We start from the raw sequence: 24775 nt of genomic DNA on the forward strand, positions 1-24775 counted from the left end.
TAATTGCAAAGCATGGACTGGGACAACCTGCGCTTCTTTCTGGAGCTCGCGCGCACCGGCACGCTGGTGAGCGCTGCACGCCGGCTCGCGGTCGACCACACGACGGTGGCGCGCCGCATCCAGGCGCTCGAGAAGGAAGTCGGCAGCGCCCTCTTCTCGCGCGAGGCCGGCGGCCATCGCCTCACCGAAGCGGGCCGCCGGCTGCAACCGCAGGTGGAGGCGATGGAGAGCGCCTTTCTCGCGGTCGAGAGCGCGGCGCCCGCTTCGCGCGAGGGCCTGTCGGGCCTAGTGCGCATCGGCGCCACCGAGGGCTTCGGCACCATCGTGCTGGCGCCGAGGCTCGCGCTCTTCGCGCAACAGCACCCCAAGCTCGTGATCGACCTGCTGGCGATGCCGCGGCTGGTGCACCTGTCGCGCCGCGAGGCCGACATCGTGATCTCGCTCGAACGCCCGGCGCGCGGGCCGGTGGTGGTGACCAAGCTGACGGACTACGTGCTGCGTCTCTACGCGTCGGAGCACTACCTGGCATCGCACAAGCCGATCGCTGCGCGCGAGGACCTGCGCGGCCACAGCTTCATCAGCTACGTGGACGACCTGCTCTTCAGCAAGGAGCTGCAGTACCTCGACGAGCTGTACCGGCCCGATTCGTTCGCGCTGCGCAGCACCAGCATCCTCGCGCAGCACCAGGCCGCCGCGGCGGGTGCCGGCATCGCGGTGCTGCCGGCCTTCATCGCCGAGCGCGACGCCTCGCTGCGCCGCGTGCTGCCGGGTGAAGCCAATTTCACGCGCACCTTCTGGATGTCGGTGGCGGCCGAGACGCGGCACCTGGCGCGCATGCAGGCCACCTGGAACTTCCTGCGCGAGACGGTGGAGGCGCAGCGCGAGGTGCTGCTGCCGGCGGATGCCGCCGCCGGCTAGTTGCGATGCTGCGAGCCCTGGCGCTTGCGGTACCAGTCCGCCGCTTCTCCGGGCGAGGCCAACTCCAGCCGCTCGAGGATGCGCGCCAGGTGTCGCTTGACGGTATGGGGACTGAGATTCAAAAGGCGACGGCGAAGGCCGGCATCCCGGAGTTGCTGAAACGGTTGGCGCCGCTGGGCCTTGCTGCCCGGGCGCGCCGGGTCTGGCACAGGCTCTCGCACAGAGCCAGGCTCCTGTGCGCCGCGCTCCTCATGACTGCGTCGAGCTTTGGCTTGTCGATGGTGGTCGCTTTTCTTGGCGCGCTTTAGGACTTACGGCCAGATCGGCGGGTGGCTGCCGGGTGGCATCGAGGGGCGCGCCCAGCCGGCCGCCGTTCGCGCCAGCCGCGCGCTGTGGCGCATGGCGCGGAGTTCGCCGAAACCCGATGACGCGCTCTCGAGCCAGGGCTCCCTGTCGGGCTTGACCAGCGCCAGGCCGCCGGGCACCCGTCCGAGCCCGCGCAGCCAATGCCCGGTCTGCGCCAGCGAGACCTGCACATGCCAGCTGCCGCCCTCCTGCTGCTGGCGCCACAGCGCTGTGGCTGCGCCCATCGCGATCAGGTAGCCGGTCGCCTCGTCGATGATCTGCATCGGCAAGGGCCTGGGCTTGCCGTCGCCGGCCGCCTCGCCCTCGGCGTGGTTGAAGCCCATGGCGGTCTGCACCAGGGAATCAAAGCCGCGGCGCTGCGACCAGGGCCCCTCGGTCCCATAGGCCGAGAGCGAAACGTAGACGATGCCCGGACGCCGGATTGCCGCGTCCTGGGCCCCGAACCCGAGCGCCGCCAGGCCGCCGGGCCGGTAGCCCTGCACGAACACGTGAGCATCGGCCAGCAGGCGCGCGAGTGCGTCGCGTCCCGCCTCGCTGCGCAGATCCGCGTGGGCCGAGAGCTTGCCGCGGCTGGTGTCGGCGATGGCTTCGATGTTGGGCAGTTGCGGCGAATTGACCAGCATCACGTCGGCACCGTAGGCCGCGAGCGCGCGGCAGCCGGCCGGCCCCGCGAGCACACGCGTGAGATCGAGCACACGCAACCCGGTCAGGGGCCGTTCGTGGACGTGCAGCGGCGGCAAACCCAGCGGCGGCGCGTCGCCGATGCGCTCGATGGTGAAGAGCGGCTGTACCGCCACGGCCCGGCCCTGCGGCGTCGCGTCCCATTCGTCGAAGCGGCGCAAGGCAGTGGCGACGAGGCCGGCTTCGGCCGCCGCCTGTTCGAAGTCGTTGGCCCTCCACGCCGCCATGGCCGCCTCGGCGTCGGCGCGCTGCACGGTCGGCGGCGCCAGCCCCATCAGGCGCAGCGCGCCGTCGCGATGGTGGGCAAAGTTGGCATGCACGCGCACCCAGCCGTCTGCGCAACGGTAGAGGCCGGAGAAAGGATCCCATTGCGGCGGCACGTGGCCGTCGATGCTGAACCAGGCCGTGCAATCGAGCGCGGCATGCAGCATGTCGACCGCGACCTGCTGGCGCGGCACGCCGCGCAGGTGGCCCAGCTCGCAGGCCGCGAGCGCGGCAGCGGCGATGGTGCTCTGCGCCGCCGCGCCGACGGCGAATGACGAGGGCAGCACCGGATCGGCGCCGCTCAGTTGCACGAAGTCCAGCGCATCGGCGGGCAGGCCGGCCTGCTGCCAGAGCCCCTGCAACGCGCCGATGACCTTCATCTTCAGTGAAGCAGCTTCACACCCGTCTTGGCCTGCAGCGCCTCGAAAGTAACGCCGTCGGCGAGCTCGATCACCTTGAGACCCTCGGGCGTGACGTCCATCACGGCCAGGTCGGTGATGACGCGGTCGACCACGCCCACGCCGGTGAGCGGCAAGGTGCACTGCTCGAGGATCTTGAGGTCCTCGGTGCCGTCCTTCTTCTTCGCGACGTGTTCCATCAGCACGATCACGCGCTTGACGCCGGCCACCAGGTCCATGGCGCCACCCATGCCCTTGACCATCTTGCCGGGGATCATCCAGTTGGCGAGGTCGCCCTTGGCGCTGACCTGCATGGCACCGAGGATCGACAGGTTGATCTTGCCGCCGCGGATCATCGCGAAGCTCTCGTGGCTGCCGAAGATGGCCGAGCCGGGGATCGTGGTCACGGTCTGCTTGCCGGCGTTGATCAGGTCGGCGTCGACCTGGTCCTCGGTGGGAAAGGGGCCGATGCCGAGCATGCCGTTCTCGCTCTGCAGCCAGACTTCCTTGTCGCCGACGAAGTTGGCCACCAGCGTGGGGATGCCGATGCCGAGGTTGACGTAGAAACCGTCTTCGAGTTCTTGCGCGGCGCGTGCCGCCATCTGGTCTTGGGTCCAGGGCATGTCAGGCTCCTTTGTTCTTGATGGTGGCCGGGCTGCCCGTGTTCACGGCAGCCTGCGCGATGGCGGCCTGCGCCTCGACCTTGGCGGCAGCGACATCGACCGCAGCGCTCACGGTGCGCTTCTCGATGCGCTTCTCGGGCTTGGCATTGAGCACGATGCGGTGCACGTAGATGCCCGGCAGGTGGATGTCGTCCGGCGCGAGCTCGCCGATCTCGACGATCTTCTCGACCTCGACGATGCAGATCTTGCCGGCCATGGCGGCGGCCGGATTGAAGTTGCGCGCCGTGAGGCGGAAGCGCAGGTTGCCCGACTTGTCGGCCACGTCAGCCTTGACCAGCGCCACATCGGGCACCAGCGAGCGTTCCATCACATAGGTCTCGCCATCGAACTCGCGCAGCTCCTTGCCCTCCGCGACCATCGTGCCCACGCCGGTCTTGGTGAAGAAGGCCGGGATGCCGGCGCCGCCGGCGCGCAGCTTCTCGGCCAGCGTGCCCTGCGGCGTGAACTCGAGCTCGAGCTCGCCGGCCAGGTACTGGCGCTCGAACTCCTTGTTCTCGCCCACGTAGCTCGCGATCATCTTCTTGATCTGGCGCGTGCCGAGCAGCTTGCCCAGGCCGAAGCCGTCGACGCCGGCGTTGTTGGAGATGCAGGTCAGGTTCTTGACGCCCGAGTCGTGCAGCGCATCGATCAGCGCCTCGGGAATGCCGCAGAGGCCGAAGCCGCCGACCGCGAGTGTCTGGCCGTCGGCGACGACGCCCTTGAGCGCTGCGTCGGCGGAGGGATAGATCTTGTTGGCCATGGTTCCTCGTTCGGAAATGGTTGATGAAGCGCCTGAGACGATACTACGTACAGGCATACGTAGTATTTCGTAATGGAGACACCCGACACTCTTTTGCACGCGATCGACTACCGGCTCGCCTTCGAGCAGGCGCCGGTGGGCATGGTGCTGTCGCGCCACCGCATCATCGTCGACTGCAATGCGCGCCTGTGCGAGATGTTCGGCACCACGCCTCATGACCTCGTCGGTGAATCGTTTCGCGTGCTCTACCCGAGCGTCGCCGAATTCGAGCGCATCGGCAAGCGCATGGAGCCGATCCTCAACGCGAGCGGCCGCTATGCCGACAACCGCATGATGAGAAGGGTCGGCAGCCTGCATGGCGCCTTCGCGGGCGAGACCTTCTGGTGCCACGTGAGCGGCCAGGCGCTCAACCGCGCCGCACCGCACGAAGCCGGCATCTGGACCTTCGAGGACCTCGGCTCGCGCAGGGCGGCCAAGGCCGAACTCACGCCGCGCGAGCGCGAGGTGGCGGCCCAGGTGATGCAGGGCCTGACCTCGAAGGAAATCGGCAAGGTGCTCGGCATCAGCCACCGCACGGTCGAGATCCACCGCGCGCGGCTGATGCGCAAGTACGCGGCGGCGACCACGGCCGAGCTGGTGCAGAAGCTCATCGCCGGCTAAGCCGGCTACGGCACGATCCGACACCATGTCTTCGTCCCCCGGCCCCACCAAGCCGCCGCACCATCGCGCGCGCGGCTTCCAGAACAACTACATCGAGTTCCAGCCCAAGAGCCTCGCCGAGCTGCTGCGATGGCGCCGCGAGGCCGCGCGCGCCGGCCTGCCCCGCTCACCGCTCGCGCCCATCCCCCGGGCGGCGCCCGATCTGCCGTGGCTGCACGCCAACGCAAAGGCCGGCGCACGGATGGCGCCCGCCGTCACGTGGATCGGCCACTCGACTGTGCTGGCCCAGCTCGGCGGCCTCACGCTGCTGACCGACCCGATGTTCTCCGAGCGCGCCTCGCCCGTGCAGTTCGCGGGGCCGCGGCGCCATGTGCCGCCCGGCATCGCGCTGCCCGAGCTGCCGCATGTGGACCTGGTGCTGGTCTCGCACAACCACTACGACCATCTCGATGCCGCGTCGGTGACGGCGCTGAAGCGGCAGCCCGGCGGCCCGCCGCTCTTCGTCGTGCCGCTGGGCCTCCAGCCATGGTTCAGGGCGCAGGGCATCCGGCATGCCGTGGAGCTGGATTGGTGGGACAGCCATCGCATCGCGACGCCGCAGGGCGAGGCCGAGGTCGTGCTGGTGCCGGCACAGCACTGGTCCTCGCGCGGACCGCGCGATGCGCTCGCCACCTTGTGGGGCGGCTTTGCGGTGTTCGCGCCGGACTGCCATCTGCTCTTTGCCGGCGACACCGGCTACTCGCGCGACTTCAGCGACATCCGCCGGCATTTCGAGAGCAGGCAGACAGCCGCACAAGGCGGCGGCTTTGACATCGCACTGCTGCCCATCGGCGCCTACGCGCCGCGCTGGTTCATGAGCGCGCAGCATGTGAACGTCGAGGAGGCGCTGCAGATCCACGACGACCTCGGCGCCAAGCGCTCGCTCGGCGTGCACTGGGGCACCTTCGAACTGACGGACGAGTCGCTGGACGAGCCGCCGCGGAAGCTGGCCGAATTGCGCGTGGCGCGCGGCATGCCGGAGGACGATTTCTTCGTGATGGCGATCGGCGAGACGCGCAAACTCGCTCCCCGGGTTGCCGCAACGAAGAGAACTTGAACCATGACGAACATGCCGCGCGCCGCCAGCTGCATCCTGGCAGCCATGGCCTTGCTGGCCGGCTGCAGCAACGCGCCGCCTCGCGAGGCCCGCACCGCGCCGCCATCCACCGACTGCACGGCGCGCGTCGGCACCGACCGCAATGCCGAACTGCCCGGCTACCTCCTGCCGAGCACGGCCGGCGGCACGGTCTGCGTTCCCTTGCTGTTGACCGCAAACCGCCAGCCGAAGGACTACGCAGGCCGCGACTTCCACGTCGATGAATTCACCGACGCCAAGCTCAAGGCGCGCTGGAACGCTTGCAAGGCCGATGCCGCCTGCTTTCGCCACATCGATGCGCAGATGCAGCGCTGGCTGCCGCCCAACAAGGAGCGCGCGACGCGCTCGACCGGCGTGGTCGATCCCTCGGGCCGGATCGATCCCGACGGCCAGGTCGACCTGCGGCAGATCCGGCGCCCGGCCTTCTTCGCCAAAGCGCCCTACAACGAATCGATCGCCGAGGCCGAGCCGCGCAGCTACACGGTCGAATTCAGCGCACCGCGCGACAGCTTCGAGCGCATCGACCTGAAGATGCACGACACCATCAAGCTGCGCGGCTGGTACATCGAGGGCAGCGGCGTGGACGACGGCAAGGGCGGCAAGCTGCGTGCGCTGGTCATCATGGCCAGCGGTGGTGGAGGCCAGCTCACGGCGATCCAGCATCCTGACGAGAAGTCCTACCGCATCGATCCGGCCACCGGCAAGACGGTGGACATCGCCTTCCCCAACGCCACCACCGAGACCATGGGCCAGCGCTGGTGGCGCGAGAACCTGCATGCGCTGAACATGGCCGGCTTCGACGTGCTGGGCTACGACCGCCGCGGCGAAGGCCTCTCGGGCGGCTTCAGCGACACCCACACGCTCGAACAGGGCGAGGACGTGTTCCGCGTGCTCGAGCAACTCGAGAGCGGGCGCGGCATGCGCATGCTGACGCCTTCGGGCCAACTGCTCGAAGGCAGCGCGGCCGGCGGCCGGCTGCTCGCGGGCACGAAGGCCGACCGGATTCCGATCATCCTCGCCGGCTATTCGCGCGGCTCGATGTCGACCGCCTGGGCCATGACGAAGAACTTCGTCGAATCGTGCAGCTACGACATGCCGAGCGTGACTTGCACGCCGCCCAAGGGCCTGAAGAACATCAAGGGCGCGATCCTGCTCGCGTCCTTCGCGAGCGGCGCGGGCTACGTGCCGGCATCGCCCGACCTGGCCAACCGCAACCTCTTCGCGGCCGGCATGGCGGCCGACCATCACATCGTCTTCTATCCGAGCTCGGCCACGCTCGCGGGCATGGACAAATGGCCAGCAGCCTTCTTCGGCAAGGGACTGTGGGACCGCGCCGAGAGCGTGGAAGGAACGATCGCGGCCTACGACCGCATCCGCGGCGCGAAGGAGATCGTGGTGGCCCGCGGGCCGCATTCGATGGAGACCTGGGCGCCGGCCGACCTGCGCTACCTGCAGGAGCGCATGGTGGCCTTCGCAAAGGTGGCGGTGACGGGCGGCACGCGCGTGCCGGGTGCGAAGCCGTGGTCCGATCTCAGGTCGCTCGTCGCGACCACGCCCGATTCGTGGGAGCCTTCCTCGCGCCCCCGCTAACCGGCTTTGCGAAAGGTCAGGTTGATGCGGCAGGCGCCCATGAAGGGATGCGCCTCTTCCTTCAGCGGCAGCACGCCGTGGTAGTGCAGCCGCGCCGGCCCGCCCCACACGACCACGTCGCCGTGCGCGAGCGGCACGCGGCGCGCCTTGTCCGCACGCTTCGCGCCGCCAAAGAGGAAGACCGCCGGCATGCCGAGCGACACCGAGACGATGGGCCAGCGCATGTCGCGCTCGTTGCGGTCCTGGTGCAACGAAAGGCGCGTGCCTGCTTCATAGCGGTTGAGCAGGCAGGCATCCGGCACAAAGCCCTCGAAGCCGGCGGCCGCCGCGGCCTCGGTCGCGAGCTGCGAGAAAGCCGCCGGCATACATGGCCAGGGCCGGCCGGTGTCCGGATCGATGGTGTCGTAGCGGTAGCCCGTGCGATCCGTGACCCAGCCCAGCGCGCCGCAGTTGCTCATCGCGACCGACATGCGAAAGCCGCCCGGCGTGACCATGTGGCGCAGCGGCGCCTGCGCCGTCACTTCGTTCACGCCGGCCAGCAGCGCGGCTTCATGCGGCGTCGCAAAAGCACGCAGCCACACCGCGCCCGGGCCCAGCGATTCGACAGACGATTCAAACAGATCCTCTGTCACGCGCGGCTCCTTCGGGGAACACCGCGGAACCGGCTTCGCCGGGCCGCTGGTGTTGCCCCCGGCGAGGGGGTTGGCGTAGCGACACGAAGTGCGTGAAGCCTGGGGGTGAGCTTCATGTCGCGTCGTGGAAGATGATGCCGGCCGTGTGGCGCTGGCCCGAACGCACGCGGCTCACACCATGCCGCAGATTGACGCGGTAGACGCCGCGCGTGCCCTGCACCGGCCGGTGGTGCACCGCGATGACGGCCGCGTCGCCCTGGCGCAGCGGCAGCACCATCGGCCGCGACTGCATGCGCGGCCGCTGCTCGGTCATCACGAACTCGCCGCCGGTGAAATCGCGGCCGGGCTCCGACAGCAGGATCACGAGCTGCAGCGGGAACACGTGCTCGCCGTACAGGTCCTGGTGCAGGCAGTTGTAGTCGTCGGCGCCGTACTGCAGCAACAACGGCGTGGGCCGCGTCTGGCCCGCCGCATGGCAGCGCGCGATGAAGTCGGCATGCCGTGGCGGATAGCGCACCTCGATGCCCATGACCTGGTTCCACCGGTTGGCGATGGGCGCGAGCTGCGCGTAGACCGCTTCGCGCAAGCCCGCCAGGCGCTCCGGCAAGGGATAGTCGAAGTACTTGTACTCGCCGCGCCCGAAGCCGTGCCTTTCCATCACCACGCGGCTGCGAAACAGCGGATCGAGCGGGTACAACGCCGACAGCGACTCGCACTCCTCGCGTGTCAACAACCGCTCGATCAAGGCGCTGCCCTCGGCATCGAGGTCCAGCGCCACTTGGTCCCAATCGGTCATGCGGCGCTCGCCTCCCGCTCGAGCAAGGCACTCTTGCGCTCCACACCCCAGCGATAGCCCGACAGGCTGCCGTCGCTGCGCACCACGCGGTGACACGGGATCGCCACGGCAATCGCATTGGCGCCGCAGGCCTGGGCCACGGCACGCACCGACTTCGGGCTGCCGATGCGCCGGGCGATCTCGGCATAGCTCGCGGTCGTGCCGGCCGGGATCTCGCGCAGCGCCTGCCACACGCGCTGCTGGAAGGCGGTGCCGCGCACGTCCAAGGGCAGGTCCAGGCCCAGGCCCGGTGCCTCGACGAAGCCCACCACCTTGGCCACCAGTTCCTCGAAGGCCGCATCGCCGCCGATCAACCGTGCCTGCGGGAACTGGTCCTGCAGCGCGCGCACCAGCGCATCCGGATCGTCGCCCAGCGCGATCGCGCAGACGCCGCGCTCGCTCTGCGCGACCAGGATCGCGCCGAGTGCGCATTCGCCGGTCGCGAAGCGGATATCGGTGTTGGCGCCGCCGGCGCGCCACGCGGTCGGCGTCATGCCGAGCATCTTGTTCGAGCTCTCGTAGAAACGGCCGTTGGAGTTGTAGCCGGCGTCGTAGATCGCATCCGTCACCGTGTCGCTGCGCGCGAGCTCCAGGCGCACGCGCTTCGCGCGGTGCGCGGCCGCGTAAGCCTTGGGCGTGAGGCCCGTGACCTCCTTGAAGATGCGATGCAGGTGGTAGCTGCTGAGTCCGGCACGCTCGGCGAGCTGGGCTAGCGTGGGCGCCTCTTCGGCGCGCTCGATGAAGCGGCACAGCTCGGCCACCTGCGCCGCATGCTGTTCGGCCAGCGCGGGCTGGTCGGGCTTGCAGCGCTTGCAGGGCCTGAAGCCCGCACGCTCCGCGTCGGCGGCCGTGGCGTGGAAGTCCACGTTCTCGGGCCGGGCCGGGCGCGCGCCGCAGGAGGGCCGGCAATACACGCCCGTGGTCCTGACCGAATAGAAGAACTTGCCGTCGGCCGCCGGATCGCGCGCGGCCACCGCCTCCCAGCGCGGATCGCTCACGGTCGCGAGGGCGCGGATTTCGTTGGGGTTGCTCATGTTCATGTGGATCCTCTAGCAGTGTCGTTGATCGATGCATCCACTCTAGGGATCAGGGGTTGCATGCGCACTCCGGCTCTTGCTTTCGAATTCGGACATTTCCGGCCTTGGCCTACGGGCCAGCGCGTCGGGCCTCGTTACCATTTCGGCCAATGATCGATCGCCGCTCACTCCTCACCGCCAGCGGCGCCTCCATGGCGCTCGCCGCTCTCGGATTCCCTCCAGATGCCCTCGCAGCCGGCGGAATCAAGCTCGCACAACCCCGGCCCTTCTCTTTCGAACGTCTTGTTACCTTCGCGAAATCGCAGGCCGCCAAACCCTATGTGGCCGACAACACGCTGCCGGCCGACGTGCTCCAGCGCATCGACTACGACGCGCACGGCAAGATCAAGTACAACCCCGACAACGCGCTGTTCCGCGACGGCCCCGGCCCCTTCCCGGTCACCTTCTTCCACCTCGGGCGCTACTTCCAGACGCCGGTCCACATGTATGTGACCGAGGCCGCGAGCGGCGACGGTTTTGCGCGCGAGATCCTCTACGACAGCGCATATTTCTCGATGCCGGACGACAGCCCCGCGCGCAAGCTGCCGGACGGCGCCGGTTTCGCGGGCTTCCGCCTGCAGGAAAGCCGCAACGGCGATCAGAAGAAGCTGCCCTGGCAGACCAACGACTGGGTCGCCTTCCTCGGCGCCTCCTACTTCCGCGCCATCGGCGAGCTCTACCAGTACGGCTTGTCGGCCCGCGGCATCGCGCTCGATGCGGCCATGCCCGACCGGCCCGAGGAGTTCCCGAACTTCACGCGCTTCTACTTCGAGCCGCCGGCTGCGCCGGATGCGAACACGATGACGGTCTATGCGCTGCTCGAGGGACCGAGCATCACCGGCGCCTACAAGTTCATGATGCAGCGCGGCAAGGCGGTGCTGATGGACATCGAGTCGCGCCTCTTCCTGCGCCGCGACATCGGCCGCCTCGGGCTGGTGCCGCTGACCTCGATGTACTGGTACTCGGAAAGCAGGCCCACCGGCATCGACTGGCGGCCCGAGGTGCACGACTCCGACGGCCTCGCGATCTGGAACGGCGCCGGCGAGCGCATCTGGCGACCGCTGAACAATCCCACGCAGACCCGCGCCTCGTCCTTCAGCGACACGCGCCCGCGCGGCTTCGGCCTCCTGCAGCGCGACCGCGCCTTCGACCACTACCAGGACGGCGTGTTCTACGAGAAGCGCCCCAGCCTCTGGGTCGAACCGCTGGGCGACTGGGGTGAAGGTTCGGTGCAACTGGTCGAGATACCGACCGACGACGAGATCCACGACAACATCCTCGCCTGCTGGGTGCCCAAGGCGCCGGCCGCCGCGGGCTCCAGCTACAACCTCAAGTACCGGCTGCACTGGACCGACCAGGAGCCCTTTCCCTCCCCGCTCGCGCGCTGCGTGGCGACGCGCCTCGGGCGCGGCGGGCAGCCGGGCACGCAGCGGCCGCAGGGCGTGCGCAAGTTCATGGTCGAGTTCATCGGCAAGCCGCTGGAGACCATCCCCTTCGGCGTCAAGCCCGAACTCGTGCTCACGGCTTCGCGCGGCAAGTTCTCCTACATCTTCTCGGAAGCGGTGCCCAACGGCGTGCCGGGCCACTGGCGCGCGCAGTTCGACTTCACCGTGGATGGCAGCGAGCCGGCCGACATGCGCTTGTACCTGAAGAACGGCGACCAGACGCTGACCGAGACCTGGCTGTACCAGTACCAGCCGGGCTGATCCCCACGACCGACTTGGACGCTTCGTCCAATGTTGGATACATTCGGCCGATGAAGAAAAAGCCGAACAAGCTCCTGCTGCGGGAGCTGCAGACCATCGCGCAGGGCCTCGGGAAAACCTTCGCTCCTTTCTGCGAGGTGGTCGTCCAAGACCTCACCCATCCGAAGAACGCGATCTTCGCGATCGAGAACAACCTGAGCGGGCGCCGCGTGGGCCAACCGGTGACGGAGCTGGGCCTGGCGCGCATCGGCGACCCGGACTACCCGGCCGTCATCACCAACTACGCCAACCAGTTCGCCGACGGCCGCAAGGTCAAGAGCACCTCGATCGGCATCAAGGACGAGAGCGGCGAGTACGTCGCCGCGCTGTGCCTGAACGTGGACCTCACGCTGTTCCAGGGCTTCCAGGCTGCGCTCGCGCAGTTCACCCGCATCGAATCGAGCGAGATCAGTGAAACGCTGGACGCGCGGCATGCCGACCGCATCTGCGAGCGGGTCGACGAGTTCGCCGCCACGCGCGCCACCAGCGCACGATCGCTCAAGCCGGCGGACCGCAGGCAGCTTGTGCAGGAACTGAAGAAAGCCGGCTTCCTCGACATCCGCCGCGGCATGGAGATCGCCGCCGCACACATGGGCGTGTCGCGAGCGACGGTGTACAGCGACGCGAAGTAGGGCCTGTTAACTTGTCACGGCGTCGTCACCCGGCGCCGGCATGGTGCAAGGCTTTATCTCAAGCCACCCGGAACATGATGCGCATCGCTTCCCTCTCCTTCACCGCCCTGGCCGCCGCCCTTGCCTGCGGCAGTGCCGTGGCACAGACCGCCTACCCCGCCACCCTCGCCGGCCATGCGCTGCTGCCGGCGCAAAGCTTCATTGCCGCGCCGAAAGACGCGCCGGCCGACCTGCAAGTGAGCGGCAAGTTCACCAGCGGCAAGCGCGTCGAGGCGCTGGGCAGCATCGAAGGCCTGTCGGCCGGGCGCGGCACGGGCGTTTCGCTGCCCTTCAAGGGGCAGCCGGTACAGGGCCATTCGGGCATCAAGAAGATGGACGACGGCAGCTTCTGGATCCTCACCGACAACGGCGCCGGCGCCAAGGCCAACTCGCCCGACTTCATGCTCTACCTCAACCACTACAAGGTGGACTTCAAGAGCGGCAAGTTCGAGCGCACGGGCACGGTGTTCCTGCACGACCCGGACAAGAAGGTGCCCTTCCGCATCGTCCATGAAGGCAGCAAGCAGCGCTTGCTGACGGGTTCGGACTTCGACCCCGAAAGCTTCCAGTTCGCGGGCGGCGCGCTGTGGATCGGCGAGGAGTTCGGCCCCTACCTGGTCAAGGCCGACCTGAAGGGCAAGGTGCTCGCGGTGTTCGAGACACAGGTCGACGGCAAGGCGGTGCGCTCACCCGATCATCCCGCCGTGACGACGCCGAGCGCCCCCGGCGGCGCGGTCGATTTCCAGATCCGGCGCTCCAAGGGCTTCGAAGGCATGGCTGCATCGAAGGACGGCAGCAAGCTCTACGCCCTGCTCGAAGGTCCGGTGTGGAACGCCGAGGCCAAGGACTACGAGCGCATCGACGGCAAGGAGGCGCTGCGCGTGCTCGAGTTCGACGTCGCGAGCGAGAAGTGGACCGGCCGCCACTGGAAGTACCCGCTGGAGGCCAACGGCCACGCGATCGGCGACTTCAACATGATCGATGCGACGACCGGCCTCATCATCGAGCGCGACAACGGCGAAGGCACGGCCGACAAGGCCTGCCCCGAAGGCCAGAAGCGCAGCGACTGCTTCCACGACCTCGCGAAGTTCAAGCGCGTCTACAAGATCGAGCTGAACGACGCGAACGCCGGCCAGGCGGTGCGCAAGATCGGCTACATCGACCTGCTCTCGATCGCCGATCCCAACAAGCTGGCGCGCAAGCCGCCCAACGACGGCGTGCTCAAGTTTCCCTTCTTCACGATCGAGAACGTCGAGGTGGTCGATGCCACGCACATCGTGGTGGGCAACGACAACAACCTGCCCTTCTCCAGCAGCCGCGAGCCGAACAAGGCGGACGACAACGAGCTGGTGCTGCTGGAGGTGGGGGAGCTGCTGAGGGCCAAGTAGCGCAATTGCCCAACCAACCGTTCGGCCTGAGCTTGTCGAAGGCGGGGCGAGCCCTTCGACAAGCTCAGGGCGAACGGCTGTTGGCGCCTCACACCGCCCGCGTTCATCCTTCGACCTGCTGCGTCAGCTCGCCGCTCTGCAGCTGTTCGATGCTGCGGCTCAGAAAGCTCCAGAGCCGCTCGTCCTCGCTGAATGCGACATTGAAGCGCAGCCAGCCGGTCGGGTGCGGGTTGACCAGGAACAGCTGGCCCGGGCCGAGCATGATGCCCTCGGCGGCCGCGCGCGTGGAGAGTTCGGCGCTGTCGACGATGTCCGGGTGCCTGGCCCACAGGTACATCCCCGCCGATGCCTCGTGGAACAGCTCGAAGCCGAGCGCGTCCAGCCGGCGCGCCACGCCGGCCTGCGCCTGGGCCAGCCGGTCGCGCAGCGACTTGAGGTGCTTGCGCCAGCGGCCGTCGGTCACGGTGCCGAAGGCCAGCCGCTCGGTGATGTCCGAGGAGGTCAGGCCGGAGACCATCTTGAGCTGCGCCAGGTCTTCGAGCAGTTCGGGCCTGGCGACGACGTAGCCGACGCGGATGTTCGGCGAGATGGTTTTCGAGAAGCTGCTCACGTAGACGACCTGGCGCAACTGGCCCAGGCTGGCCAGCGACGGGCGCATCGAGGCGTCCATGTCGGCGTAGATGTCGTTCTCGACCAGCATGAAATCGTGCGCCTGGGCAAGTTCCAGCAGCCGCACGAGTTGCGGCAGGGAAGCCGTCGAGCAGGTCGGGCTTTGCAGCCGCGGCTGCGTGAAGAAGGCCTTGGGCCGGTGCGCCGCCAGCAGCGCTTCCAGCGCCGGGAGGTCGTAGCCGGTCGGCGTGCGCGGCACGCCGATGAGCTGGACGCCCAGGAAGCGCAGCATGAACATCAGGTTGGGATAGCCGGGGTCGTCCACCAGCACCGCTTCGCCCGGCTTCAGCAGGCGGCGAGCCACCAGGTCCAGCGCCTGGCTGGAGCCCTGGGTCAGCAGCACCTGCGCGGCGTCGACCACGATCTGGCGCTCCGAAAGCGATTCGGCCACCGCCATGCGCAGCGCCATGTGCCCGAAGGGCAGGCCGTAGCCGCCGATGTCGGTGCCGCCGGCGGACAGGTGGCGCAGGCTGCGGCGCATGCCGTCCTCGAACAGCCAGTCGTGCGGCAACCAGCCGCAGCCCGGCTTGAGCTGCAGGTTGCGGTTCTCGAAGATCTGCTGCAGGTACCACCGGGCGTCGAAGCGCGGGTCGGCGCGCGGCGTGCCGGCCGCACCGGCGGCGCCCTCCTCGCTGCGTCGCTTGACGAAGAAGCCCGCGTTGGCGCGCGACACCAGCAGGCCCTGCGCCACCAGCCGGTCGTAGGCCTCGACCACGGTGAAGACGCTGACGCCGTGGGCGGCGGCAAAGGCCCGGATCGACGGCAGCTTGCTGTCGGCCTTGAGTTTCTGGGTGCCGATCAGCCCGCGCAGCCCCTCCACGATCTGGCTGACCAGGGGTGTCGGAAGTTCGGGGCGAAGAATGAGCATCGAGGGCGTCTCGGCAGACCGATCTGCACCATATGGAGGAAAGTATGTACAGGATACAAGACCAGTACAGTCCGCCGAACGAGCGCTCCGGCTGTACATGGCCGCGCCGGCCTGCGAAACCTAAAGTGCCGCCATTCCCATTCAGGCACAGGTCGTATCCATGCAGCGCGAACCCCATCTCAACAACGCCGCCCTCATGGCACGCCGCACCGCGGCCGTCGCCCGCGGGGTCGGCCAGGCCCATGACATATTCGTCAGCCGCGGCAGCAACGCCGAGATCTGGGATGTCGAGGGCCGCCGCTATATCGATTTCGCTGGCGGCATCGCCGTGCTCAACACCGGGCACTGCCACCCCGAGATCAGTGCGGCGGTCAAGGCGCAGCTCGATCTCTATTCGCACACCTGCTTCCAGGTGCTGGCCTACGAGCCCTACGTCGAGCTGGCCGAACGCCTCAACACGCTGGCGCCCGGCGACTTCGCGAAGAAATCGATCTTCCTGAGCACCGGCGCCGAGGCGGTGGAGAACGCGGTCAAGATCGCGCGCTCGTTCACCCGGCGGCCCGGCGTCATCGCCTTCACCGGCGGCTACCACGGCCGCACGATGATGACGCTCGGCCTGACCGGCAAGGTGGCGCCCTACAAGCTCGGCTTCGGACCGTTCCCGGGCGAGGTGTTCCATGCCCTGTATCCGAACGCGCTGCACGGCGTGAGCGTCGACGACGCGCTGCACTCGGTCGAACTGCTGTTCAAGAACGACATCGAGCCCGGGCGCGTGGCGGCCTTCATCCTCGAGCCGGTGCAGGGCGAAGGCGGCTTCTACGTGGCGCCCAACGATTTCGTCGAAGGCCTGCGCGCGCTGGCCGACCGCCACGGCATCCTGCTCATCGCGGACGAGGTGCAGACCGGCGCCGGCCGCACCGGCACCTGGTTCGCCAGCGAGCAGTGGCCGGTGGCGCCCGACCTGATCACCACCGCCAAGTCGATGGCGGGCGGCTTCCCGATCTCCGGCGTGGTGGGCCGCGCCGAGGTCATGGATGCGCCCGCGCCCGGCGGCCTGGGCGGCACCTACGCCGGCAGCCCGATCGGCTGCGCCGCGGCGCTCGCGGTGCTCAAGGTGTTCGACGACGAGCAGCTGCTGGCGCGCAGCAAGGCCCTGGGCGAGCGCCTGAAGACCGGCCTGCGCCGCATCGCGGCCGAGGTGCCGGCGATCGGCGACGTGCGCGGGCTCGGGGCGATGGTGGCCATCGAGCTGTTCGAGGAGGGCGACACCTCCCGCCCCGACGCCGACCTAACCCGCAAGGTGGTCGCGGAGGCAGCCCGGCGCGGACTGATCCTGCTGTCCTGCGGCAGCTACGGCAACGTGATTCGCGTGCTGGTGCCGCTGACGGCATCCGACTTGCTAGTGGACGAAGGCCTGGCGATTCTGGCGGACAGCTTCGCCGCGCTGCGCTGATCGGTCCATACTTGAACACCTCCATGACCCAAGAACCTCTGGTGCGCTTCCAGCGCGTCCAGAAAACCTACGACGGCGAGCACCTGGTGGTGCGCCAGCTCGACCTGGACATCCACCGGGGCGAGTTCCTGAGCCTGCTCGGGCCTTCGGGTTCGGGCAAGACCACCACGCTGATGATGCTGGCCGGCTTCGAGTCGCCGACCTCCGGCGACATCCTGCTCGATGGCCAGCAGATCACCGGCACGCCGCCGCACAAGCGGCACTTCGGCATGGTGTTCCAGAACTACGCCTTGTTCCCGCATCTCAGCGTGGGCCAGAACGTGGCCTACCCGCTCACGGTGCGCAAGGTGCCGAAGGACGAGCAGCAGCGCCGCGTGCAGCGCGCGCTCGAGATGGTCCAGCTGCGCGGCATGAACGACCGCCTGCCCGGCCAGCTTTCCGGCGGCCAGCAGCAGCGCGTGGCGCTGGCGCGCGCCCTGGTGTTCGAGCCGCAGCTGGTGCTGATGGACGAGCCGCTCGGCGCACTCGACAAGCAGCTGCGCGAACACATGCAGATCGAGTTGAAGGAACTGCATCGCCAGCTCGGCGTGACCTTCGTCTACGTGACGCACGACCAGGGCGAAGCCCTCACCATGAGCGACCGCGTCGCGGTGTTCAACGAGGGCGTGATCCAGCAGCTCGACTCGGTGGAGCAGCTCTACGAGGCGCCCGCCAACCGCTTCGTGGCCGGCTTCGTCGGCGACAACACGGTGCTCAAGGGCGTGCTGCGCAGCGCCGGCGACTGCGCCGAAATGGCGCTGCCCGACGGCCGCGTGCTGACCGGCCTGAACGTGAGTGGCGCGGCCGCGGGTGCCAAGGTCGAGGCCTGCATCCGCCCCGAGCGCGTGGTGCTGCAGCGGCAGAGCGAGGCACCGGGCCCCGACGTGCTCGCGGCCGAGGTGGCACGCGTCATCTACTTCGGCGACCACCTGCGGCTGCTGTGCAGCATCGGCGGCGGCCAGGCGGACGCCACGGTCAAGCTGCCGCTCAGCGGCCTGCAGGGCGCCGCGCCACCGCAAGGCGGCGAGCGGGTCTCGCTCAGATTCCCGGCCGACCACGTGCGCATCTATGCGGCTTGAGCGCCTTCGCATCCCATTTCTCGTCACCGCCAACCCACAAGGAATCTTTCCATGAAAAAGACCCGCCTCGCCCTCATCGTCGCCGCCGCGCTCGCGCTGCCGGCATTTGCGCAGCAGCAGATCACCGTCGTCAACTTCGGCGGCGCCAACGCCAATGCCCAGAAGAAGGCCTACTACGAGCCCTTCGAGAAAACCGGCATCAAGGTCATCCCGGTCGAATACAACGGCGAGCAGGCCAAGATCAAGGCCATGGTCGAGACCAAGAAGGTCACCTGGGACGTGGTCGAGGTCGAATCGCCCGACGCTGCGCGCGGATGCGACGAAGGCCTGTTCGAGAAGCTCGACTACTCGAAGATCGGCAACAAGGCGGACTTCCTGCCGGCCGCTGTCACCGAATGCGGCGTCGGCGTGTTCGTGTGGTCCACCGTCATGGCCTACAACGGCGAGAAGCTCAAGACCGCCCCCACCTCCTGGGCCGATTTCTGGGACGTGAAGAAGATCCCGGGCAAGCGCGGCATGCGCAAGGGCGCGCGCTACAACCTCGAATTCGCGCTGATGGCCGACGGCGTGAAGCCGGCCGACATCTACAAGGTGCTGGCCACCAAGGAAGGCGCCGACCGCGCCTTCAAGAAGCTCACCGAGCTCAAGCCCAACATCCAGTGGTGGGAAGCCGGCGCGCAGCCGCCGCAGTTCCTGGTGGCCGGCGATGTGGTGCTGACCACGGTCTACAACGGCCGCATCGACGCCGCCAACCGCGAAGGCCGCAAGCTGAAGATCTTCTGGCCGGGCGGCATCTACGACCTCGACTACTGGGTCATTCCGAAGGGCGCGCCCAACAAGGAGGCATCGCTCAAGTTCATCCAGTTCGCCATGCAGCCGGCGGCGCAGGCGGTCTATGCGCAGAACATCGCCTACGGCCCGACCAACACCAAGGCCTTGGCTTCGCTCGACAAGAAGGTGCTGGACGACCTGCCGACCTCGGCCGCCAATGCCAAGGAAGCCATCCAGTTCAGCGTCGCCTTCTGGGCCGACCAGGGCGAGGCGCTCGAGAAGCGCTTCGCCTCGTGGGCCACGCAGTAAGCGGCCATGCACGCGGCAACGCTCGCCTCCCACCTCCCGGCGGAGGCCCCGCCGGGAGAGCTTCGGCGCGCCCTGGCGCGCGCCGAGGCGCGCCGCAAGTGGCGCGCGTTCGCGCTCACGCTGCCGCTGCTGCTGTTCCTGCTGCTCACGCTGCTGGTGCCGATCGTGGCGCTGCTGCAGCGCGCGGTCGAGAACCCGGAGGTGGCCAACGCCCTGCCCCGCACGGTGCGCGCGCTCGACGGCTGGAATCGCCAGGAGGCGCCCGCGCCGCAGGCCTACGCGGCGATCGCGGCCGACCTCGGCCAGCTGCCCGACAGCGCCGATGCGGGCGCGCTGGCGCGCCGGCTCAATACCGAAATCGCCGGCGCCCGCTCGCTCGTGATGAGCACCTACCGCGCGCTGCCGATCGCCGGCACGCCGGAGGAAATCAAGGCGCGCCTGCTGGAGATCGACGCGCGCTGGGGCGAGGTGCCCTACTGGCAGGCGATCGCCAAGAACGGCTCGCGCTGGACGCCCGACTACCTGCTGGCCTCGGTCGACCTGCGGCGCGACGCCGCGGGCAGCGTCGAGCGCATGCCGCCGGACCAGCGCGCCTTCGGCGGCATCCTCTTGCGCACCTTCGAGATCAGCGCCGTGGTCACCTTCTTCTGCCTGCTGCTGGCCTACCCGCTCGCATGGTGGTTGTCGACGCTGCCGGCGCGCAAGGCCAACGTGCTGATGATCCTGGTGCTGGTGCCCTTCTGGACCTCCATCCTGGTGCGCGTGGCGGCGTGGATCGTGCTGCTGCAGTCCGAAGGGCTGGTCAACCGCGGCCTCATGGGCATCGGGCTGATCGACCACCCGCTGGCGCTGCTGTTCAACCGCACCGGCGTGATCATCTCGATGGTCCACATCCTGCTGCCCTTCATGATCCTGCCGCTGTACAGCGTCATGAAAAGCGTGCCGCCGACCTACCTGCGCGCGGCCGTCTCGCTCGGCAGTCCGCCGCTGGCGGCCTTCTTCCGCGTCTACGTGCCTCAGACCTACCCCGGCATCGGCGCCGGCGCGCTGCTGGTGTTCATCCTGGCGATCGGCTACTACGTGACGCCGGCGCTCCTGGGCGGGGCCGACGACCAGATGCTGAGCTACTACGTCGCACGCTACACCAACGTCGAAATCAACTGGGGCATGGCCTGTGCGCTCGGCGCGCTGCTGCTGGCCGCCACGCTGGTGCTCTATGCCGTGTACCGCCGCGTCGGCAAGGCCGACCTGAGCCTGGGCTGAAGGCACGAAAGACAAGCATGCCGAAGCTTCTTCCCGAATTTCCCGCCTACGCCACCTTCGCCGACAAGCTCGGCTGGTGGGCGGTGCGCGCCGGCTGCGTGGCGGTGCTGGCCTTCCTGCTGGCGCCGATCCTGGTCGTGATCCCGCTGTCCTTTTCCGACAGCTCCTTCCTGGCCTACCCGATCCCCGGCTGGTCGCTCAAGTGGTACCGCAACCTGTTCGAGTCGCCGGAATGGGCCCGGGCGGCGCGCAACAGCTTCATCGTCGCGCCCGCCGCGACGGTGCTCGCCACCGTGCTGGGCACGCTGGCCGCGGTGGGCCTGTCGCGCACGGATTTCGCGTTCAAGGGCCTGCTCATGAGCGTGCTGATCTCGCCGATGGTGGTGCCGATCGTGGTGGTGGGCGTGGCGACGTACCTCTACTTCGCGCCCATCGGCCTGGCCGACAGCTACCTCGGCCTGATCGTGGTGCATGCCGCGCTGGGCGCGCCCTTCGTGCTGACCACCGTGCTGGCGACGCTGGCCGGCTTCAACCACAACCTGGTGCGCGCCTCGCTGAGCCTGGGCGAAACGCCTTTCAACACCTTCATGCGCATCACGCTACCGGTGATCGCGCCGGGCGTGATCTCGGGCGCGCTGTTCGCCTTTGCCACCTCCTTCGACGAGGTGGTGGTCACCCTGTTCCTGGCCGGGCCCGACCAGGTCACGCTGCCGCGCCAGATGTTCACCGGCATCCGCGAGAACATCTCGCCCACCATCGCCGCCGTCGCGACGCTGCTGATCGTGTTCACAACCAGCCTGCTGCTGGCGCTCGAATGGCTGCGCGGCCGCCGCCGCTGAACCTGCCTGGGCGACATCCGGAAGATCGCGCGCCAGGCATGCTTCCTATCCATGCACATGCAGTACCGCGGCCTCGCGCGTCGGCGCCGGCCGCGCTGCCAGCGAAGCGATTGCAATAGCGGCGACGATCGAGGCGCAGCCGATCAGAACGAACATGGGCATAGGCCCTGCAGAAACCTGCTGCAGCGTACCGACGACGAACGGCCCGAGGATCGCGCCGAAGCGGCCGACGCTGAGCATCATGCCAACCGCCGTTGCACGGACGTTGGTATCGAAGGAGCGGGCCGTGAAGTTGTTCAGCACGTACTGCGCACCGATCACGAAGAAACCGGCCGCTGCCGTGCACACGATGTTGACGACATGCCCGTCGAGGAAGACCAGCGAGAGCACCGAGAGCCCGCCCAGCGCCCACCAGGTCGCCAAAACGCTGCGGCTCGAGCCCCGGCGGTCGGCCAGATAGCCGCAGGCCAGGCCGCCGGCGAATGACATGATCTGCATCAGCGCTCCGAATCCGAAGCTCGCCGCGAAGGTCTCGCCCCGCTTCATCATCACGGTCGGAATCCAGCCCGTGAGGCCGAAGATGCAGAAGAGGCTCAGGAAGGCGGCCAGCCAGATCGTGAGCGTCGTGCGGCGCGTCTGCGGCCTGAGGAGCGCGGCGACCGGATTGCGTTGAGTGGCCGCTCCCGTCACCACCAGGCGCGCATTGCGGTACACCTCGGCGCGTTCGGGACGCAGGCGCGTCAGCAGCGCCCGGATGTCTTCGATGCGGCCCTTCAGCGCCAGGAACTTGACGGACTCCGGCAGGCAGAAATGCAGCGCGATGGTCAGCGGGATCGACAGCGAGCCGATCCAGTACAGCACCTTCCAGCCGAACAGCGGCGTGAGGAACACGCCCACCAGGCCGGCCATCGTGCCGCCCAGGGCCCAGCCGAACGCAACGCCCCACAGCGAGAAGGTGTTGGCCACGCGGCGCGGCGCGAGCTCGTTGATATAGGTCGTCGCGAGAGGCAGCAGCACGCCGAGGCCGAGGCCGGTCAGGACGCGAAGCGTACAGAACATCACGAACGAGTCGCCGAACAGGGGCGTCGCCAAGGTGAAGACACTGGTGATCCAAAGGCCGCCGAGCAAGGTCGCCCGCCGTCCCACGCGGTCGGCCACGATGCCATGTACTCCGGCGCCGATCAGGAAGCCCACCAGCCCGCTAGAGACCAGAAAGCCCGCCTGTCCCGGCGCGAGGCCCCAGGGTCCCGCCACGTAGTGGATGACGTAGGCCGGATTGAAGGTGTCGTAGCCGTCGAACAATGTGAGCGTCGCCATCATGACGCCCAGCCACTTGTGCAAGCGGCCGACCTTCGCTTCGGCCAGCTCCTCGTTGACGTCGATGTTGACGTGATCAGTCATGTCTGTCTCCTTTGTAATGTGTCCAGCCCGAACAGTTCGATCGCGTTGGTGCGCCCTATCTTTTCGCGATCGCGCTCGCTGATGCTGGCCGAATCGAACCAGCGGGCGGCATGGTCGACGTTCTCGAACGGCCAGTCGGTCGAGAACAGGATCCGGTCGGCGCCGATCTCCAGGATCGCGTCGATGAGCGTCTGCGTGCGGAAGTTGCCCGAGGTCGTGAGGTAGAAGTTCTCGCGGAAGTACTCGGCGATCTTCCGGCGCGCGGGATAGGCGGGCGGCGTCTCGAGCCACGCATTGCGGTTGTCGATGCGCCACATGCTGTACGGCAGCCCCTCGCCCATGTGTCCGAGGATCAGGGTGAGCTTCGGATACTCGTCGAACAGGCCGCTGCACATCAGGCGCAAGGCGTGAACGGCCGTCTCCTGGCCGAAGCCCCAGGTCGGCCCCAGCAGCCAGGGATGACCGTCGTAGATGCGTGCGTCGGCCGGCAGCGGGTTGCGCGGATGCAGATAGAAGGGCACGTCGAGCTTCTGCACGACGTCCCAGAAGGGCCAGTACCGGGCATGGTCGTAGTAGAGGACCGAGTTGGGATCAGCGGTCTGGGAGAAGCCATTGACCAGCGCGCCCTTGAAGCCAAGTTCCTTGACGCAGCGCTCGAGCTCGCGGGCCGCCAGCTCCGGGTCCTGCATCGGCAGTGCCGCGAAGGCCTGGAAACGGTCCGGCCGCCTGGCGACCTGCTCGGCGAGGAAGTCGTTCGCGCGGCGAGCGACGTCGTTGGCACGCACCGTGTCCGGGATCGCCTGAACGGCCGGCGCGTTGAGCGACAGCAGCATCATCTGCATGCCGTTGGCATCCATCTCGCGCAGGCGCCGGTCGTGGATGTCGAGCAGGCGGGAGCGCAACTCCGGCCAGTGCGTCTGCGGAACGAAGCCCGCGGAGTCCATCAGGGTTTCTTCGAGAGCGAAGTGCTCTTCGAGTCCAATCTTTCCTTGCATGTCCGATCCTTAGTATTGGCCCTTGGGCTCGAGACCGAGCGCCATCTGGCCGGCCATGGTTCCCACTGCATCCCAGTTCAGGCTGATGTGGCGACCCACGGCGTTGGCGTCGCGCCAGGCGCGCTGGACCGGGTTGGACATCGCGAGTCCTTGCCCGCCGGTGGAAGCATTCAATGCCTCTGCGCTGCGGATCGCAAGCGAGACCGCGAAGGCCTGCCCGCGCCGGCTGGAGATCCGGTCTTCCACCGTGATCTCCTCGCCGGACCGGGCCGTCAGTGCCCGGGCTCGGAGGTCGCGCAGCAGGATCTCGCGGGCCGCATCGGTGCCCGCCCCCGCTTCCGCTACACGCAGCTGGATGGTCGGGAATTCCGCCATCCGGTTGTTGCCTCCGGCCACGGCCCCGCGGGTCACGCGCTGGCCGGTCGCCTCGAGGTAGTCGTCCAGCGCGCCGGCCGCAGCACCCACACCCGCCGCTGCAAGGCATGACGGGATGTTCGACAGCATCGGGATGCCGAAGCCCGGGTTGTCGTGCACCCGACTGCCCGGCGTGCGGCCGCTGGTGGTCTCGCGGAAGGTGAGGATCCGGTGCTTCGGCACGAACACGTCGTCCAGCACCAGCGTCTTGCTGCCGGTGCCTGCAAGGCCGACCACATCCCAGGTGCCGTCGATTAGGTAGTCGGTCGCGGGCACCAGGAAAAAGGCAGGCCCCGGCGCAGGTCCGGCTTCCTGGGCAGGCAGAACCGATGCGCAGACCGCCCACTGGGCGCCGTCGCAGCCGCTGGCGAAAGCCCAGCGTCCGGTGAGCCGGTAGCCATCAGCCACCGCGACGGCTTTTCCTGCCGGGGCGTAGGAGCCACAGATGGCCGCGTCCGCGTCGTCATCCCAGACATCGCGCTGCGCCTGGGCATCGAAACTGGCGACCAGCCACTGATGGGCGGCATAGAGACCATAGACCCATGCAGTCGATGCGCATGCGCGGGCGAGTTCCATCACGAGTTCGACCAACACGTCGAAGTCGTATTCGTGGCCTCCGAAGCTCGTCGGCTGGACGACGCGGTACAGGCCTGCTTCGCGCAAAGCATCGAGACTGTCGGCGGGGATGCGTCCGAGCCGCTCGGTGTCGCCGGCCCTGGCCTTGATGGCGGGCAGCAAGGCCTTCATCCTCGAATGGAGTTCGGCAGGCGTCGGCCGTTGTGCGAACGAAGGAATCGATTGAGGTTTTTCGCGCGAAATGACGCAGGACATGGGACCACCTGTTGAGAAAGAAGTAGAGAAAGGAAGAAGTGGCGCGGCACGCGCCGCGCGGCA

The 24775-nt window shown here is 68.2% G+C and carries 23 protein-coding genes; 12 read left to right on the forward strand and 11 right to left on the reverse strand.

Annotation, left to right across the window (positions count from 1 at the left end):
- Positions 1-12: 12 nt before the first annotated feature.
- Positions 13-918, forward strand: coding sequence for a LysR family transcriptional regulator (locus BLS74_RS22295; RefSeq protein ID WP_093109333.1), 906 nt, complete (start codon positions 13-15; stop codon positions 916-918).
- Here BLS74_RS22295 and BLS74_RS35550 read toward each other — a convergent pair.
- The 4 genes from BLS74_RS35550 to BLS74_RS22315 form a co-directional block, all read right to left on the reverse strand.
- Positions 915-1040, reverse strand: a complete 126-nt coding sequence (locus tag BLS74_RS35550) for a helix-turn-helix domain-containing protein (RefSeq protein WP_280142653.1) — start codon at positions 1038-1040, stop codon at positions 915-917. The genes BLS74_RS22295 and BLS74_RS35550 overlap by 4 nt on opposite strands.
- A gap of 189 nt (positions 1041-1229) precedes the next feature.
- Positions 1230-2609 (reverse strand): CoA transferase, encoded by a 1380-nt coding sequence (locus tag BLS74_RS22305; RefSeq protein ID WP_093109335.1) that lies wholly within the window; start codon positions 2607-2609, stop codon positions 1230-1232.
- Positions 2610-2611: 2 nt separating this feature from the next.
- On the reverse strand, positions 2612-3250 hold the full coding sequence (locus BLS74_RS22310) for a 3-oxoacid CoA-transferase subunit B (RefSeq protein WP_093109336.1): 639 nt from the start codon (positions 3248-3250) through the stop codon (positions 2612-2614).
- 1 nt (position 3251) lies between these two features.
- The gene (locus BLS74_RS22315; RefSeq protein ID WP_093109337.1) at positions 3252-4049 is read right to left on the reverse strand and encodes a CoA transferase subunit A; all 798 of its coding nucleotides are present in this window, start codon (positions 4047-4049) and stop codon (positions 3252-3254) included.
- Positions 4050-4142: 93 nt separating this feature from the next.
- Here BLS74_RS22315 and BLS74_RS22320 point away from each other — a divergent pair, with 93 nt between their 5' ends.
- The 3 genes from BLS74_RS22320 to BLS74_RS22330 are packed head-to-tail and all read left to right on the forward strand — an operon-like array spanning position 4143 to position 7434.
- Complete coding sequence (locus tag BLS74_RS22320; protein WP_093109338.1) at positions 4143-4709, forward strand: LuxR C-terminal-related transcriptional regulator; 567 nt, start codon at positions 4143-4145, stop codon at positions 4707-4709.
- A 25-nt stretch (positions 4710-4734) separates the two neighbouring features.
- Positions 4735-5805: an MBL fold metallo-hydrolase gene (locus BLS74_RS22325; RefSeq protein ID WP_093109339.1), complete on the forward strand. Its 1071-nt coding sequence runs from the start codon at positions 4735-4737 to the stop codon at positions 5803-5805.
- A 3-nt stretch (positions 5806-5808) separates the two neighbouring features.
- On the forward strand, positions 5809-7434 hold the full coding sequence (locus tag BLS74_RS22330; protein ID WP_093109340.1) for a hypothetical protein: 1626 nt from the start codon (positions 5809-5811) through the stop codon (positions 7432-7434).
- On the opposite strand, the gene alkB is transcribed toward BLS74_RS22330, so the two are convergent.
- The 3 genes from alkB to ada form a co-directional block, all read right to left on the reverse strand.
- Positions 7431-8066, reverse strand: a complete 636-nt coding sequence (gene alkB, locus BLS74_RS22335) for a DNA oxidative demethylase AlkB (protein WP_093109341.1) — start codon at positions 8064-8066, stop codon at positions 7431-7433. The genes BLS74_RS22330 and alkB overlap by 4 nt on opposite strands.
- A gap of 112 nt (positions 8067-8178) precedes the next feature.
- On the reverse strand, positions 8179-8862 hold the full coding sequence (locus BLS74_RS22340) for a 2OG-Fe(II) oxygenase (RefSeq protein WP_093109342.1): 684 nt from the start codon (positions 8860-8862) through the stop codon (positions 8179-8181).
- Complete coding sequence (ada, locus tag BLS74_RS22345) at positions 8859-9941, reverse strand: bifunctional DNA-binding transcriptional regulator/O6-methylguanine-DNA methyltransferase Ada (protein WP_212733686.1); 1083 nt, start codon at positions 9939-9941, stop codon at positions 8859-8861. Before ada ends, BLS74_RS22340 begins: the two co-directional genes overlap by 4 nt.
- 146 nt (positions 9942-10087) lie before the next feature.
- On the opposite strand from ada, the gene BLS74_RS22350 reads away from it, so the two are divergent.
- From BLS74_RS22350 to BLS74_RS22360, 3 genes are all read left to right on the forward strand, one after another.
- Positions 10088-11683: an OpgD/OpgG family glucan biosynthesis protein gene (locus BLS74_RS22350; protein WP_093109343.1), complete on the forward strand. Its 1596-nt coding sequence runs from the start codon at positions 10088-10090 to the stop codon at positions 11681-11683.
- Between the two features lie 50 nt (positions 11684-11733).
- On the forward strand, positions 11734-12354 hold the full coding sequence (locus BLS74_RS22355; RefSeq protein WP_093109344.1) for a helix-turn-helix transcriptional regulator: 621 nt from the start codon (positions 11734-11736) through the stop codon (positions 12352-12354).
- 74 nt (positions 12355-12428) lie between these two features.
- Positions 12429-13781: an esterase-like activity of phytase family protein gene (locus BLS74_RS22360; protein WP_093109345.1), complete on the forward strand. Its 1353-nt coding sequence runs from the start codon at positions 12429-12431 to the stop codon at positions 13779-13781.
- 103 nt (positions 13782-13884) lie between these two features.
- On the opposite strand, the gene BLS74_RS22365 is transcribed toward BLS74_RS22360, so the two are convergent.
- Positions 13885-15318 (reverse strand): aminotransferase-like domain-containing protein, encoded by a 1434-nt coding sequence (locus BLS74_RS22365; protein ID WP_093109346.1) that lies wholly within the window; start codon positions 15316-15318, stop codon positions 13885-13887.
- A gap of 160 nt (positions 15319-15478) precedes the next feature.
- On the opposite strand from BLS74_RS22365, the gene gabT reads away from it, so the two are divergent.
- From gabT to BLS74_RS22390, 5 genes are read left to right on the forward strand one after another with little or no spacing between them, the layout of a single operon-like run.
- Positions 15479-16771, forward strand: a complete 1293-nt coding sequence (gabT, locus tag BLS74_RS22370) for a 4-aminobutyrate--2-oxoglutarate transaminase (RefSeq protein ID WP_093109347.1) — start codon at positions 15479-15481, stop codon at positions 16769-16771.
- A gap of 23 nt (positions 16772-16794) precedes the next feature.
- Positions 16795-17889 carry an ABC transporter ATP-binding protein gene (locus BLS74_RS22375; RefSeq protein WP_093109348.1) on the forward strand — a complete coding sequence of 365 codons (1095 nt, stop codon included), beginning with the start codon at positions 16795-16797 and terminating at the stop codon, positions 17887-17889.
- 51 nt (positions 17890-17940) lie between these two features.
- On the forward strand, positions 17941-18969 hold the full coding sequence (locus BLS74_RS22380) for a polyamine ABC transporter substrate-binding protein (RefSeq protein WP_093109349.1): 1029 nt from the start codon (positions 17941-17943) through the stop codon (positions 18967-18969).
- 6 nt (positions 18970-18975) lie between these two features.
- The gene (locus BLS74_RS22385; protein ID WP_093109350.1) at positions 18976-20232 is read left to right on the forward strand and encodes an ABC transporter permease; all 1257 of its coding nucleotides are present in this window, start codon (positions 18976-18978) and stop codon (positions 20230-20232) included.
- A 17-nt stretch (positions 20233-20249) separates the two neighbouring features.
- Entirely contained in the window at positions 20250-21071 is an 822-nt protein-coding gene (locus BLS74_RS22390) for an ABC transporter permease (RefSeq protein ID WP_093109351.1), read from the forward strand.
- A gap of 45 nt (positions 21072-21116) precedes the next feature.
- Here the strand turns inward: BLS74_RS22390 and BLS74_RS22395 are convergent, their stop codons facing one another.
- From BLS74_RS22395 to BLS74_RS22405, 3 genes are read right to left on the reverse strand one after another with little or no spacing between them, the layout of a single operon-like run.
- Positions 21117-22472: an MFS transporter gene (locus tag BLS74_RS22395; RefSeq protein ID WP_093109352.1), complete on the reverse strand. Its 1356-nt coding sequence runs from the start codon at positions 22470-22472 to the stop codon at positions 21117-21119.
- Positions 22469-23467, reverse strand: a complete 999-nt coding sequence (locus BLS74_RS22400) for an amidohydrolase family protein (RefSeq protein ID WP_093109353.1) — start codon at positions 23465-23467, stop codon at positions 22469-22471. Before BLS74_RS22400 ends, BLS74_RS22395 begins: the two co-directional genes overlap by 4 nt.
- Positions 23468-23476: 9 nt before the next feature.
- Positions 23477-24628, reverse strand: coding sequence for an acyl-CoA dehydrogenase family protein (locus tag BLS74_RS22405; RefSeq protein WP_244503965.1), 1152 nt, complete (start codon positions 24626-24628; stop codon positions 23477-23479).
- Positions 24629-24775: the final 147 nt, after the last annotated feature.

It is taken from the genome of Variovorax sp. CF079, from assembly GCF_900101545.1.
In the GTDB taxonomy this organism is placed as follows: Bacteria; Pseudomonadota; Gammaproteobacteria; order Burkholderiales; family Burkholderiaceae_C; genus Variovorax.